This window comes from Kitasatospora sp. NPDC001539 (assembly GCF_040298565.1).
Taxonomy (GTDB): Bacteria; Actinomycetota; Actinomycetes; order Streptomycetales; family Streptomycetaceae; genus Kitasatospora.
This window is the reverse complement of the sequence record NZ_JBEPAK010000190.1, coordinates 1-13,832: the sequence shown is the minus strand read 5'-3', so window position 1 is coordinate 13,832 and position 13,832 is coordinate 1. Positions and strand designations below refer to the sequence as shown.

The following is a 13,832-nucleotide window of genomic DNA, read 5'->3' as shown; positions in this document are numbered from 1 at the left end:
GCCACCGCGGGGCAACCCCCCCCCCCACCCCCCCCCCGGCCCCCGGCCGCGCGGACCGGCCGGCCCGCCCGCGCGGCCGGTGCGCTCGCCGCCTCGGCGGCGCTCGCGCTCTCGCTCGCCACCGCACTCGGCGCCCCCGCCGCCCAGGCCGCCCCGCCCGCGAACAACGGCAAGGACGTCACCGCCACCCTCTTCGAGTGGCGCTTCGACTCGGTCGCCCAGGCCTGCACCTCCACCCTCGGCCCGAAGGGCTACGGCTTCGTCGAGGTCTCGCCGCCCCAGGAGCACATCCAGGGCCCGCAGTGGTGGACCTCCTACCAGCCGGTCGGCTACCGGATCGCCGGGCGGCTCGGCGACCGCACCTCCTTCAAGAACATGGTCGACACCTGCCACGCGGCCGGGGTCAAGGTGATCGCCGACGCGGTGGTCAACCACATGTCGGCCGGCTCCGGAACGGGCACCGGAGGCACCGTCTACAGCAAGTACGACTACCCCGGCACCTACCAGGACCAGGACTTCCACGGCTGCCGCCAGCCGATCACGAACTACCAGGACCGCACCAACGTGCAGACCTGCGAGTTGGTGAACCTGGCCGACCTGGACACCGGCAGCGCCCACGTCCAGACCACCATCGCGCACTACCTGGACGACCTGGCCTCGCTCGGCGTCGACGGCTACCGGATCGACGCGGCCAAGCACATCGCCGCCGGCGACCTCGCCGCGATCAAGGCCAAGATGGCCAACCCCAACGCCTACTGGGTGCAGGAGGTCATCTACGGCGCCGGGGAGCCGATCCAGCCCTCCGAGTACACCGGCACCGGCGACGTCGACGAGTTCCGGGTCGGCACCGACCTCAAGCGCGTCTTCACCAGCGACAAGCTGGCCGCCCTCAGCAACTGGGGCGCCTCCTGGGGCTACCTGCCGAGCAGCCAGGCGCGCAGCTTCGTCGACAACTGGGACACCGAGCGCAACGGCTCCACCCTCAACTACACCTACGGCAACACCTACACGCTCGCCAACGTCTTCCTGCTGGCCTCCACCTACGGTGCGCCGAACGTCTACTCCGGCTACGGCTTCAGCAACAAGGACGACGGCCCGCCGAACGGCGGCACCGTGAACGCCTGCTACCAGGACGGCTGGAACTGCACCCACGCCTGGCGGCAGATCGCCAACATGGTCGGCTTCCGCAACGCCGTCGCGGGCACCGGGGTGACCGACTGGTGGTCCAACGGCAACAACGCGATCGCCTTCGGCCGCGGCGACCGGGGCTACGTCGCGATCAACCACGAGAGCGGCGCGATCACCCAGACCTTCCAGACCGGGCTGCCGGCCGGCACGTACTGCGACGTCCAGCACGGCGACCCCCAGCCGGGCGGCGGCTGCACCGGCCCGACCTACCAGGTCGGTGCCAACGGGCAGTTCACCGCGACGGTCGGCGCGGGCGACGCGGTCGCGCTGTACGTCCAGCCCGGGGCGAGCGTCTCCGGCGCCTCGTTCAACGTCAACGCGACCACCGCGTACGGGCAGAACGTCTACGTGGTCGGCGACGTCCCCGCCCTCGGCGGCTGGGACCCGGCCAAGGCGCTGCCGCTCTCCTCGGCCGGTTACCCGGTCTGGTCGCTCGCGCTCTCGCTGCCCGGCGGCACCGCGTTCCAGTACAAGTACGTCCGCAAGGACGCGAGCGGCGCGGTGACCTGGGAATCCGGAGCCAACCGGACGGCGACGGCGCCCTCCTCGGGGACCGTCACGCTGAACGACACCTGGCGCCCGTAGGCCCGGGACCGCACGGGACCCCCGTCAGCCCCAGGCTGACGGGGGTCCCTCGTGGGAGTGGCGGCGCCGCTTCAAACCCCCCGTGCGGGGGGCGCGCTGCCACCATCGCGGGATGAGAGCCACCCCCCTCGTCCTGGACCTCGAACTGTGCGGCGGCCGCTGGGACGGCCACCGCAAGCGCGTCCACGCCGACGCCCCGCCACCCGCGCTGCGGATGGTGCTCCGCGCCGAACTGCCCGCCGCCGAGGACGGCGAGTACTGGCCGACCACCAGCGTCTACCGGCTGGACGAGCAGGGCGGGGCGCTGCGCTACCGCTACTCGCACGACGAGTAGCGGCCCTGCCCTCAGCCCCGCCCGATGTAGGGCATCGCCGTCGCCATGACGGTGGCGAACTGCACGTTGGCCTCCAGCGGCAGCGCGGCCATGTGCCGCACGGTGCGCGCCACGTCGGCGACGTCCATGGTCGGCTCCGCCGCGATCCGCCCGTCCGCCTGCCGCACGCCCGCGCTCATCGCGGCCGTCATGTCGGTCGCCGCGTTGCCGATGTCGATCTGCCCGCAGGCGATCCGGTACGGCCGGCCGTCCAGGGAGAGCGACTTGGTCAGCCCGGTCACGGCGTGCTTGGTCGCGGTGTAGGCGATCGAGTACGGGCGCGGGACGTGCGCGGAGATCGAGCCGTTGTTGATGATCCGGCCGCCCTGCGGGTCCTGGGCGCGCATCTGCCGGAACGCGGCCCGGGCGCAGAGGAAGGCCCCGGTCAGGTTGAGGTCGACCACCGCACGCCAGTCCTCGACCGCCAACTCGTCCACCGGCACGGCCGGGCCGAAGGTGCCGGCGTTGTTGAAGAGCAGGTCGACCCGGCCGTGGCGCCCGGCCGCCGCCGCGAACAGGGCGTCCACCGCCGCCGGGTCGGTGACGTCCGTCGGCACCGCGTCGGCCGGGGCGGCGCACAGCGCGGCGGTCTCCCGCAGCGGCTCGGCCCGGCGCCCGGCCAGCACGACCCGCCAGCCGGCCGCGGCCAGCTCGACCGCGACGGCCCGGCCGACCCCGCTGCCGGCCCCGGTGACGACGGCGACGCCGGTGGTGCCGGTGGCTCCCGGGGCGCCGGCACCAGGCGGGACTGCGGTCTCTCGGGTCATGGCGTTCTCCTCGATGGACGGGGGCGGGTGCGGTCACCCTCCGGACGTGCCGAGGAGATCGTTGCGGATCCGCGGGCCGCCGTCACTGGTCGAAGCGCCCAAAACGCGGGCGGGCCGACCGTCCGGCGGATGTGGCCCCCGCCGACCGGGCCCCGGGGGAGGGAGCCTTCCGACCGGCCCGGCGGGGCCCCCCGACCCGGCCCCCGCCGACCGGCCCCCGCCGAGCGACGGGAGCGGTGAAGGCCTTTACCTGATCACGAACAAACATTGGATTTCCGGTGGCGACCTCGCAACCGGGCCACCCCGGCCCACGTCATAAGATCGCAGGAAGGTGCGCCTCCGGCAGGGTCGGTGCGCCCACCGCCCCGGGGACCGCACCAGCGACGCGCCCCCGGGCCTGTCCGGCCCCACCGGGGGGCCGCCGCCCGGTCAGACGGACCGGGCGTGACATCGGTCGGAGAGTCCTCACCGTGCTTAGGCAGTCGTCCCGTTCCCGTGCCGTCCTGACCGGCGCCGCCGTCCTCGCCCTGGCCGCCTCGCTCGCGGCCTGCGGGAGTTCCGGCGGCGGGAAGGGGAACGTCTCCGCGGACGGCAGCCCGGCCTCGACCGGCTCCGCGGGCGGCCCGACCACCGCCGGCACCGCCTCCGCCGCGCCCTCCGCCGAGCAGCCCACGCCCGGCAACGGGAAGGTGCTGATGCCGACCGGCCCGGCCGCGACCCTGAACAAGGCCCGGGACACCGCGGCCGGCCCGATCATGACCACCAAGGTGACCGGCGCCAAGTCCGGTGTCACCGGCCAGGTCTGGGTCTGGCTGCCGCCCGAGTACAACGACCCCAAGTACGCCAGGACCGGCTTCCCGGTGCTCACCCTCTTCGCCGGCGGCCAGAGCAACGGCTACAACACCTGGACCGACAACCAGCTGCCGATCCAGGAGGAGGACGCGCGGCTGGTCAAGGACGGCAAGGCCCACCCGTTCATCATGATCATGCCGGTGCAGAACTTCAACAGCGACGAGAAGAACGCGCTGGACTGTTCCGACATCCCCGGCCAGCCCAAGATGGGCACCTGGATGGCCGAGGACATCCCGGACTGGGTGCGCGCCAACTTCCGCACCCTGAAGGGCCGCGACGGCTGGGGCGTGATGGGCGCCTCCACCGGCGGCTTCTGCAGCGCCAAGCTCGCCCTGCAGCACCCCGATGTCTACAAGGCGGCGGTGCCGATCGACGGCTACTTCATCCCCGACTCCGGCCTGTGGAAGGGCCACGACGCCGAGAAGCAGGCGAACAACCCCAGCGTGCTGGTCACCCAGGGCAAGGCCGACGTGAAGATGTACGTCACGGCGGGCGGCGCCAACGGCTACGAGAAGGACGTCGTCAAGAGCTGGGTCGCCAAGGCCGTGCCGCCGGTGTCCCTCGAGTACTACGAGCAGCCGGGCGGCAAGCACCTCACCTCGGACTTCAAGAAGATGATCCCGGACACCCTGCAGTGGCTCACCAAGAACCTCGCGGGCCCCGCCTCGGACTGATCGGAGCCGCCGTGGGCGGGCGGGGGCTCCGGCTCGTGCGCAGGGCCCTCGCAGGCCCGTGACCTGCGCGTCAATCGGACATTGATTCGCTTCTGATCGACTGTGAGCACCTTGGCTGGGGCGGCCTCCGCGGGCCGCGCCAGCCGTCCTGCCACGTCGTGAAGAGAGTGCCATGCCGATCCGTCTGCTCCCCCCGCCCGCCTCCTCCGTGCCCGCGCAGGCGGGACCCGCCGCCGACTCCCGGGGGACGGACGCGTACGGGCGGACCGCGGACGAGGACCCGGCCACCGTCCGGTTCGCCGGACTCCGGCTGGTGCACGCCGCACTGCGCCGCGACCTCGCCCGACTGCCCAACGCCCTGCGGCTGCTCCAGCCAGACGAGGACCACAAGGGCGAGGCGCTGCTGCGGCACTGGACCTTCATGACCGCGATGCTCACCTGTCACCACGAGCAGCAGGACACCCGGATCTGGCCGATCGTGCGGCGCTTCGCGCCCGAGCTGCGGCTGCTGCTCAACTGGCTGGAGGCCGACCACCACAACCTCGACCACTCCTTCACCCGGGTCACCACGCTGGTCCGGATCGCCAGCCGGGACACCGGCAGCGCCTGGCCGGTCGCGTACGCGATGGAGGACCTGGCGGCCCGGCTGGAGACCCATCTGCGGATCGAGGAGCGGCAGTTGCTGCCCCGGATGGAGCGGGTCGTCACCGGCAACTCCCGCCTCGGCGGCCTGGCCGAGCTGCTCGACGTGCTGCGCTCGGCGGAGGGCCCGGGCGCGGCGGACGCGCTGGCCTGGCTGCTGGACGGCGTGGAGCCGGCGGTGGTCGAGCGGCTGCTGGCCGAGTGCGACGACGACGTGGCCCGCAACTGGCCGCACTGGCAGGCGACCTACCAGCGCTGCACGGCGCCGCTCTGGGGAGCCTCGGGGGACCTGGACGGCGAGGCGGTCGACCGCGGGGCGGCGCCCCGCAGGAACCTGAGCATCTTCGGAGAGGGCCTCGGCGGCGGGCCGGCGGGAATCCGCGACTGACCCGGGGGCCTTTTCGCGGGCCGTCCGTCTACGCGCGTGGCGCGGGCCGAGGGCGTCCCTGAGCCCGCACAGCGCGTCCACCGGATCCTTCCCCGGCGCCGCACGGGTACCGTCCCCCCGCGCCGCACCGTCCGCGCCTCCTCGGCGGGTGCACGCGGTGCCGCTCCCGGCGCCCCTTCCCGCGCCCCTTCCCGCGTCCACGGCGGCGCTTACTCGGGCAGGCGGTTGAGCCACTCCAGCGGAGCGACCAGGATCGCGGTGTGCGGCGAGCCGTCCCACTCCACCGCGAGCCCGACCGCCTCCAGGGCGGCCACCACGGCCCGACCGACCTCCACCGTCCGCCGCTCCGACACCTCGGCCGGCTCCTCCCCGGCGCGGAAGCCGCCGTACCGCAGCATCAACCCCCGCCCGGCCGCCGCCGCCTCGGTGTCCTGCTGATGGAAGAACACGAAACCGTACGAGTCCTCGCCGGCCTCCCCGCCGATCTCCGCGTAGCCGCAACCAGCGCAGCACGTGAAGTCCATGGCCGTGACGACGCCCTGCTCCTCCAGGGCGTCGAAGGCCTCCACCAGCCGGTCCACGTCCGTGATCCGCGGCCACCCGGCCTGCTCGGCCAGCCGCTCGGCCCACAGCGGAGCGACGATCCGCTCCGCCTCCTCCTGGGTCAGCCCCTGGTCGTCGAGGACCTCGACCAGGGACTCGGCTATCTCGTCCGGCTCCTGGAAGCCGCACCGGATCAACTCGCGAGCCCGCTCCCGGGCTTCGAGCAGCACATCGGGGCTGAGCGCCGTCTCCTTGGTCATGCCCGGATCCTCGCACCCGCCACTGACAATCCGCTCCCGGCCCCCGCCGGTGCGCCTCAGTCCGCGGAGAGCCGGAACTCCAGGTTGCCGAACCGCACCTGGTCGCCCGGCCGGACCGGCACCCCGCCCGCGATCCGCCGACCGTTCACATGGGTGCCGTTGGTCGAACCCAGGTCGTACAGCACCCAGCCGCCGTTCTCGTACCGCAGCTCCGCGTGGTGGCGGGAGACCGACGGGTCGTGCAGCCGCAGCCCCGAGCCGGGGAGCCGCCCGATCGTCAACCGTCCGGCCCCGGCCAGCGGGAGGGTCAGCCCGGGCAGCCGCTCGGTGCGCCAGGCGCGGTTCAGGCGGTCGCCGAAGGCGGACACCCGGCCGACCGCCCGCAGCACGAAGCGTTCCACCGGGCCGCCGGTGGGCAGGCCGGCGACCGCCGCGTCCAACTCGCTCCGGCTGGTCGCCCGGAGGACGACCTCCATCCGGCCGAGGAAGGTGTCGTGCGACAGCCGGCCGCTGCCCGCGCCCTCCCGCAGCACCCCGAGCGCCGCTTCCCGCTCGGCGTCGGAGGGCCGGGCCAGGCCGGCCGGGAGTTCAGGCAGCGTCATGGCGCGATTGTCGGACCGGCCGGTTCCGACTGTCCAGATCGCACCGGCCCCCGGCGCGCGGATTCGTACGTCGTCACTGCACTCCAGACGCCCGGAGCGGGGGCGCGGTTCCCGCGCGCCCGCCGCCCGCGGGGCCCCGACGGGCCGTCAGCCCTCCAGGGAGGCAAGGCCGGTCAGGCCTTGCGGGCGGCCGCCAGGATCTTCTCCGTGGTGTGCAGGAAGCGGGAGGTGGCCGAGCCCCGGTAGGCCTTGCCGAACATGTCCTTGGTGACCCACTTGCCGTTCTGGAGGTGGATCACGACGTACGCGGCCCCGGGGTCGGCGCCGATCACCTCGACGTCGCCCTTCGGCGAGCGGCGGGGGAGGGGGAAGTCGGCCGGCAGCGGTTCGGTGAGGAAGGCGATCACGAGGCGGACGTCCGGCGTCACCTCGACACCGCGGAACGGCTCGGCCGCCAGCAGGGCGGCCACCTCGTCGACCGTCCGCAGCAGCACCGGCACCGGGTAGCCGAGCGCCTGCTCCAGGTGCTGCTCGATGCGCCGGGTCAGCGCGGCGCGGTCCGGTTCGTCGGTGTCGAAGAAGACGTTGCCGCTCTGGATGTAGGAACGGACGTTCCCCAGCCCCAACTCGGCGAAGAGCGCCCGAAGCCGCTCCATCCGCACCGTCCGGCCGCCGACGTTGACGGCCCGCAGGAACGCGATGTACGTGGTCGTGGTGGTCACCCCGCCAGTGTGGCACCGGCCGCCGACACCGGGCGCCCCCCACCGGCCGCCGGCCACCGGGCGTCCCCACTCGGCGCCGTCCACCGTCCACCGTCCGCCGCCCCGCCGACCGGTGCCGTCTCCCCGCACCCGGCGGTCATCGGTGTCGGTTGTCGGTGCCGGCTGCCAGACTGGCGCCATGGCTAGCTGGCAGGATTTCGAGGACGAAGCACCGGAACTCGCGGCCCTGGTCCGGGCCCGGTTCGAGGCGAACAAGCACCACGTCCTGGCGACGCTGCGCAAGGACGGTTCACCCAGGGTGAGCGGGACGGAGGTCGACTTCGTCGGCGCCGACGCCTGGCTCGGGTCGATGCACCACGCGGTCAAGGCCCGTGACCTGCAGCGCGACGCCCGGTTCGCGCTGCACTCGCACCCGGGTGACGAGACCATGGCGGGCGGGGACTCCAAGCTCTCCGGCCGGGCGGTGGAGGTCACCGACGAGGACGAGATCGCCGCCTTCTCGGCCGAGCTGCCCGAGCCGCCGCCGACCCCGTTCCACCTGTTCCGGCTGGACCTCCACCAGGTGGTGCACACCCGGGTGGAGGGCGACCACCTGCTGGTCGACAACTGGCACCCCGGTCGGCCGGTGGAGACCACCCGGCTCCACTGACCGGACCGGACGGCTGCTCCCGGTGCCTACGGCAGGACGGACCCGAGCGCCTCGGGGGTGCGGGCCACGACGGCGTGCCCGTCGTCCGCGGTGATGATCGGACGCTGGATCAGCACCGGATGCTCGGCCATCGCCGCGATCCAGCGCCCCCGCTCGGCGGCCTCCCGGGGCCACTCCTTCATCCCCAGGTCCTTGGCGATCTGCTCGTCGGTGCGGGTGATGTCCCACGGCTCGAGGCCGAGGCGCTCCAGGACCTCCTCCAGCTCGGCCACCGTCGGCGGGTCCTCCAGGTAGCGCCGCACGGTGTACTCCACTCCGGCGGCGTCCAGCTCGCTCAGCGCCGTCCGGCACTTGCTGCAGCGCGGGTTGATCCAGATCTCCATGCCCGCCAGCCTAGCGAGCCTTCCCGTGCCCGCCGGCCCGTCGGACCCCGCACGCCCGGGCCGCCGGCCGCACCTCGCACGCCCGCCGGACCGCCGGCCGCACCTCGCACGCCCGCCCGCCGGCCCGCTGGCCGCACCTCGCACGCCCGCCGGCCCGCTGGCCGCACCTCGCACGCCCGCCGGCCCGCTGGCCGCACCTCGCACGCCCGCCGGACCGCCGGCCGACCGAGCCCTCCCGTGCCCGCCGGCCGAGCGAGCGCGGGCAGCCCGGCTACCCGTACGGGAACTCCGCCGCGCCCGCCGGTGGTTCACGGACCAGGAACCATCGTCATCGGAGGGGAGCACCGGATGGACGGCGCGGCGATCATCGAGCAGCTGATGACCCCGGAGGTCAGGACGGACCCGTACCCGCTGTACGCGAGGGCGCACGAGCTGGGCCCGGTCGTCCCGGCGGGGGACGGGATGTACGTGGTGAGCGGCTACGCGGCGGTCAACAAGGTGCTGCGCACCCCCGCCTTCGGCGTCGCGACCGCCGACATGATGGCCGGGGTGGCCCCGGAGTTCGCCTCGCACTCCTCGCTGGCCCTGTTCGGCCGCTCGATCCTCCAGCGCAACGCGCCCGACCAGCCCCGGGTCCGCTCGCTGATCGCCTCCGTCTTCACCGCCCGCCGGGTCGCCGCGCTGCGACCGGCCGTCGAGGCGGCGGTGGACCGGCTGCTGGACGGCATGGCCGAGCAGGGCGCGGACGGCTCGCCGGTCGACTTCATGGACGCCTTCGCCTTCCGGCTGCCGGTCGGGGTGATCTGCGAGCTGCTCGGCGTCCCCGACCGGGACCGCTACCGCTTCCGCGACCTCGCCTCCGACCTGACCGTCGCGCTGGAGATCATCCAGGACCTCGACGAGCTGGACGCCGCGGACCGGGCCGCCGACGAGCTGTCCGGGTACTTCACCGAGCTGGCCGCCGAGCGGCTGGCCCGCCCGCAGGACGACCTGGTCAGCGACCTGGCCCGGATCGCCGCCGAGGACGGCGGGCGGCTCTCCGCCGAGGAGCTGCTGGCCAACCTGGTGCTGCTGCTGGTGGCCGGCTTCGAGACCACCACCAACCTGCTGGGCAACGGCCTCGCCCTGCTGTTCCGCCATCCCGAGGTGGCGGCCGCGCTGCGCAGCGGCGCGGTCACCCCGGCCGGCTTCACCGACGAGGTGCTGCGCTTCGACTCCCCGGTCCAGGCCACCGGCCGGGTCGCGCTGGAGCCGGGACTGGCCGTCGAGGGCGTGCCCCTCCCACCGGGCAGCGGGCTGACGCTGCTGATCGGCGCCGCCAACCACGATCCGTCCCGCTACGTCCGGCCCGAGGTGTTCGACCCGACCCGCACCGACAGCCAGCCGCTCAGCTTCGGCGGCGGCCAGCACTTCTGCCTGGGCTCCCAGCTGGCCCGGCTGGAGGGCGAGATCGCGGTGCCCGCGCTGCTCGACCGCTTCCCCCGGCTCGCCCGGGGCGGGGCTGCGACCCGTCGGGACCGCCTGGTGCTGCGCGGTTTCGAGACCCTGCCGGTGACCCTGCGCTGAGCCCCGTCGGGCGCGGTCGGCCTCGGCCGACCCCGGCTGACCGCCCGCGTACGGGCGGTCTCCCGGATCGCGTCCGAGTGGGGGAGCATGGAGGGACGAACCGGGTCATTCCGGTCCCGTCGTCCCGGTCCGGTCCGGCCGGTTCGGTCCGTCCGGGTTCAGTCGTTCCGCTCCCGGCCTCCCGCCGGCCGATCCGGGCCGGCTGATCCGGACCGGTCGTTCCGGACCCCTCATCCCGGTCCGGTCCGGACCATCCCGGACCGGCCAGCCAGGAGGCCCCCGCCGTGCCAGCAGCACCCCGCCCGCCGCAGCCCGTGGCCGTGAAGCCCCGGGTGCCGCGCTGGGTGCCCTGGCTGCCGGTCCTGCTGCTCGTCCTGGACCTGATCGCCGAGGCAGTCGTCCCGGACGCGGTGGCCGCCGGCTTCCTGCTGACCGCCCTGCCGGTGGTGGCCGCCTTCAGCTACGGGCCGGTGCTGACCGGGGCCGCCACCGCCGGCTCGCTCGGGTTGCAGATCCTGCTGGCCCTGCGCGCCGGCCACATCGACGAGCAGCACCACGTCTGGGTCTACATCGCCACCCTGCTCTCCGGAGTGATGGGCACGGCCCTGTCCTGGCAGCGCACCCGGCAGTCGCACAGCCTGCTCCAGGCCCGTACGGTCGCCGAGACCCTCCAGCGCACCGTGCTCCGGCCGGTGCCCGAGCGGGTCGGCGGCCTGCGGGTGGCCGGGCTCTACCGCCCGGCCCAGGCCGAGGTGCTGGTCGGCGGGGACCTGTACGAGGTGTGCGACACCCGCTTCGGCGTCCGGGTGCTGCTCGGCGACGTCCGCGGCAAGGGCCTCGGCGCGGTCCGTACGGTGGCCGACGTGCTCGGGGCGTTCCGGGCGGCGGCGCACGACACCCCGGGCCTGGTCGAGCTCGCCGACCAGCTGGACCGCGCCGTCCTGCGGGACGCGGCGGACGGCGGCGACGACGAGCTCTTCGCCACCGCCGTCCTGCTCCAGTACCGGCCGGGCGCCGACTGCGTGGAGATCGTCAACCGCGGCCACACCACCCCGCTGCTGCTCTCCGGGGGCACCATCGCGCCGGTCGCCTGTGCCGAGGAACTGCCGCTCGGCCTCGGCCAGCTCGGTCCCGAGGACGAACCGGCCAAGCCGACCACCGTCGCCCTGCCCCGGGGCCACACCGTCCTGCTCTACACCGACGGCGTCAGCGAGGCCCGCGACGCCGCCGGCGTCTTCTACCCGCTGGCGCCGCGCCTGGCTGGCCTGGGCACCACCGCGCCCGACCGGGTGGTCTCGTTCCTGGCCCAGGACGTCCCCCAGTACGCCGGCCTGCTCGCCGACGACCTCGCCGTGCTGGCCCTCACCCCCGAGTAGGCCCGAGTAGGCCCTCACCCCGCGCAGGACCCCCGCGTGGGCCCTCACCCCGCATGGGCCCGCCCACTCCCACAGGTTCGCGAACAGCACCGCCTGCTCCCGGGCGTCGTCCAGGGTGTGGGGGAGGTCCGGCAGCAGCTCCGCCGGCATCGACCGCTTCCCGATGCCGGCGAATGGCACCCCGGCCCGCGCCGCGTACAGCGTCTTCAGGTCCAGGCACCCGGAGTGCCCGAACGGGCCGGCCCCGGTGAACCGCATCAGGTACCGGTACAGGAACTGCCAGTCGTAACACGGCCGGGTAGGCCACCATCACCGGCCGGTACCGCAGCCCTTCGGGGCCGGTCCGCAGCTGCTCCACCCACTGCCGGAACTCCCGCAGCGCGACCTGGGGGCGGCGCCGCCCGCCTCCAGCGCGGCCCGCGCCGGCCCCGACACCGCCGGCGCCCTCGGGTCGTACTCCTCGGCGATCGGCCGCAGCTCCCGGTGGAACGCCGCCGCCGCGCCCGGCTCAGCCCGCCGGAACCCGGCCCCGTCGTGCCATCCGGCCACCACCGCCCCGAAGCTCACCATCGAGAACGGCCCCGGAATCGGCCCGTCCGCCTCCACGTCCACCGACACGTACCCCGTCGGCGTCACCCGCCCGCTCCGCTGCTCCATCCCCCCGTCCGACCCGCCCCGGCAACCGGATTTCCCGGGCGTCCGCGCCGTGCCGACGCGGTATCGGCAGCCAGGAGCGCGACGGCCGTGCCCGGCGGGGGCGCAGGGGACACCGCCGTCGAGCCGTCAGTGCCGCCGCTCGGCGCGGCCGAGCAGCCAGGCGGTGGCCAGGCCACCGACCAGGACGGCCGCCGCGCCGGTGAGTTGGGCGGTCCGGGCGGCGTCACCGAAGGCCGTGACGGCCGCGGCGGCCTCCGCCGGGGAGCGGGCGGCGGCCAGCGCCTCGGTCAGGGAGCCGGCTCCGGTCAGGGCGGGCGGCAGCCCGGCACCGAAGCGGGCGCTCAGCACCGCGCCGAGCGCGGCGACTCCGAGGCTCGCCCCGACCTCCGCCATGGCGCCGTCGATCCCGGCGCCCGCCCCGGCCCGCTGCGGCGGCAGCGAGGAGAGCACGGCCTCCACGATGGCCGGGTTGGCCAGCGCACAGCCCGCGCCCATCAGCAGCAGTCCGGCGAGCAGTCGGCCGTAGCCGCCGGTCGGTGCGAGGGCCGCGAGCGCGAACCCGCCCGCGAGCATGCCCATCCCGAGGGCGATGCCCGCCGGCCGGCCCAGCCGGGCCAGCAGGCGGGCCGCCACCCCGGTCAGGTTGAGCACGACCACCGCCAGCGCGAAGGGCGCCATCCGCAGCCCGGTCTCCAGCGCCGACCAGCCCCGGACGAACTGCAGTTGCTGGGAGAGCAGGAAGAGCCCGCCCGCGCTGCCGAAGGTGATCAGCAGCACCCCGGTGACGGCACCGGCGAACCGGCGGTCGCGGAAGAAGGCCGGATCCAGCATCGGGGCCGGGGCACGGTGCTCCCAGCGGACGAAGGCCGCCAGGACCGCCAGGCCGCAGGCGGCGGGCGCCAGCACCCCGGCCGAGGCCCAGCCGTGGTCCGGCCCGGCCGTCACGGCGTACACCAGGGCGGTGACTCCGGCGGTGGAGAGCAGCGCCCCGGCCAGGTCGGGGCGGCCTCCGCCGGGTTCCCTGGACTCGGGCACCAGCAGGCGGGCGCCGACCAGTGCGACCAGCACCACCGGCAGGTTGACCAGGAAGAGCGCGCCCCAGTGGAAGTGCGTCAGCAGCGTGCCGCCGACCAGCGGCCCGATCGCGAAGCCGAGCGCGTTGACCACGGCCCAGGCGCCGATCGCCCTGGCCCGCTCCGACGCGTCGAAGACCTGTACCACCACGGCGAGCGTGGTGGTGAGCAGGAAGGCGCCGCCCACGCCCATCACGGCCCGGGCGGCGGTCAACTGCGCGGTGGAGCCCGCCAGTCCGGCGACCAGCGAGCCGCCGCCGAAGACCAGCAGCCCGATGATCAGCAGCCGCCTGCGCCCGTAGCGGTCGGCGGCGGCGCCGGCGGGCAGCAGCAGTCCGGCCTGGACGAGCGAGTAGGCGTTGACGATCCACTGGATGTCGGCGGTGTCGGCGTCCAGGGCCCGTCCCAGGGTGGGCACCGCGACGTTGAGCACCGTGTTGTCGCCCCCAGGTGTCGTGATGGTCCGTCGGTTCTCGAGGGCTCCGTCCCGGGCCTTCCCGGAGCGGCACCAGGATTCTGGGCTCGCGGCCGG

Annotated in this window: 14 protein-coding genes; 7 read left to right on the top strand and 7 right to left on the bottom strand. The window is 74.6% G+C overall.

Going from position 1 to position 13,832, the window contains the following annotated elements; genetic code table 11:
* Both ABT247_RS24895 and ABT247_RS24890 read left to right on the top strand, forming a co-directional pair.
* Window positions 1-1,773, top strand: a 1,773-nt coding sequence (locus ABT247_RS24895) for a carbohydrate-binding module family 20 domain-containing protein (protein WP_350745995.1), incomplete at its 5' end; no start/stop codon positions are given.
* A 112-nt stretch (window positions 1,774-1,885) separates the two neighbouring features.
* On the top strand, window positions 1,886-2,107 hold the full coding sequence (locus ABT247_RS24890) for a hypothetical protein (protein ID WP_350745993.1): 222 nt from the start codon (window positions 1,886-1,888) through the stop codon (window positions 2,105-2,107).
* Window positions 2,108-2,118: 11 nt separating this feature from the next.
* Here ABT247_RS24890 and ABT247_RS24885 read toward each other — a convergent pair whose 3' ends face one another.
* Window positions 2,119-2,913 (bottom strand): SDR family oxidoreductase, encoded by a 795-nt coding sequence (locus tag ABT247_RS24885; protein WP_350745992.1) that lies wholly within the window; start codon window positions 2,911-2,913, stop codon window positions 2,119-2,121.
* Between the two features lie 470 nt (window positions 2,914-3,383).
* On the opposite strand from ABT247_RS24885, the gene ABT247_RS24880 reads away from it, so the two are divergent.
* Together ABT247_RS24880 and ABT247_RS24875 are read left to right on the top strand one after the other, a co-directional pair.
* Window positions 3,384-4,439 (top strand): alpha/beta hydrolase, encoded by a 1,056-nt coding sequence (locus ABT247_RS24880; protein WP_350745990.1) that lies wholly within the window; start codon window positions 3,384-3,386, stop codon window positions 4,437-4,439.
* Window positions 4,440-4,611: 172 nt separating this feature from the next.
* Complete coding sequence (locus ABT247_RS24875; RefSeq protein WP_350745988.1) at window positions 4,612-5,469, top strand: hemerythrin domain-containing protein; 858 nt, start codon at window positions 4,612-4,614, stop codon at window positions 5,467-5,469.
* A 209-nt stretch (window positions 5,470-5,678) separates the two neighbouring features.
* Here ABT247_RS24875 and ABT247_RS24870 read toward each other — a convergent pair whose 3' ends face one another.
* From ABT247_RS24870 to ABT247_RS24860, 3 genes are all read right to left on the bottom strand, one after another.
* Complete coding sequence (locus ABT247_RS24870) at window positions 5,679-6,272, bottom strand: DUF6891 domain-containing protein (protein WP_350745986.1); 594 nt, start codon at window positions 6,270-6,272, stop codon at window positions 5,679-5,681.
* Between the two features lie 56 nt (window positions 6,273-6,328).
* Window positions 6,329-6,874, bottom strand: coding sequence for an FHA domain-containing protein (locus ABT247_RS24865; RefSeq protein WP_350745985.1), 546 nt, complete (start codon window positions 6,872-6,874; stop codon window positions 6,329-6,331).
* Window positions 6,875-7,047: 173 nt separating this feature from the next.
* Window positions 7,048-7,596, bottom strand: a complete 549-nt coding sequence (locus ABT247_RS24860) for a DUF1697 domain-containing protein (protein WP_350745983.1) — start codon at window positions 7,594-7,596, stop codon at window positions 7,048-7,050.
* Between the two features lie 178 nt (window positions 7,597-7,774).
* On the opposite strand from ABT247_RS24860, the gene ABT247_RS24855 reads away from it, so the two are divergent.
* A complete protein-coding gene (locus tag ABT247_RS24855; protein WP_350745981.1) occupies window positions 7,775-8,245 on the top strand; it encodes a pyridoxamine 5'-phosphate oxidase family protein in 471 nt (156 codons plus the stop codon).
* 26 nt (window positions 8,246-8,271) lie between these two features.
* On the opposite strand, the gene ABT247_RS24850 is transcribed toward ABT247_RS24855, so the two are convergent.
* Complete coding sequence (locus tag ABT247_RS24850) at window positions 8,272-8,628, bottom strand: arsenate reductase family protein (protein ID WP_350745979.1); 357 nt, start codon at window positions 8,626-8,628, stop codon at window positions 8,272-8,274.
* Window positions 8,629-8,976: 348 nt separating this feature from the next.
* Between ABT247_RS24850 and ABT247_RS24845 the strand changes: the two genes are divergently transcribed.
* Together ABT247_RS24845 and ABT247_RS24840 are read left to right on the top strand one after the other, a co-directional pair.
* Window positions 8,977-10,194 (top strand): cytochrome P450, encoded by a 1,218-nt coding sequence (locus ABT247_RS24845; RefSeq protein WP_350745978.1) that lies wholly within the window; start codon window positions 8,977-8,979, stop codon window positions 10,192-10,194.
* A gap of 284 nt (window positions 10,195-10,478) precedes the next feature.
* Window positions 10,479-11,570: a PP2C family protein-serine/threonine phosphatase gene (locus ABT247_RS24840; protein WP_350745975.1), complete on the top strand. Its 1,092-nt coding sequence runs from the start codon at window positions 10,479-10,481 to the stop codon at window positions 11,568-11,570.
* A gap of 309 nt (window positions 11,571-11,879) precedes the next feature.
* On the opposite strand, the gene ABT247_RS24835 is transcribed toward ABT247_RS24840, so the two are convergent.
* Both ABT247_RS24835 and ABT247_RS24830 read right to left on the bottom strand, forming a co-directional pair.
* On the bottom strand, window positions 11,880-12,227 hold the full coding sequence (locus ABT247_RS24835) for a hypothetical protein (RefSeq protein WP_350745972.1): 348 nt from the start codon (window positions 12,225-12,227) through the stop codon (window positions 11,880-11,882).
* Between the two features lie 126 nt (window positions 12,228-12,353).
* The coding region (locus ABT247_RS24830; protein ID WP_350745969.1) for an MFS transporter at window positions 12,354-13,832 on the bottom strand (1,479 nt) is incomplete at its 5' end.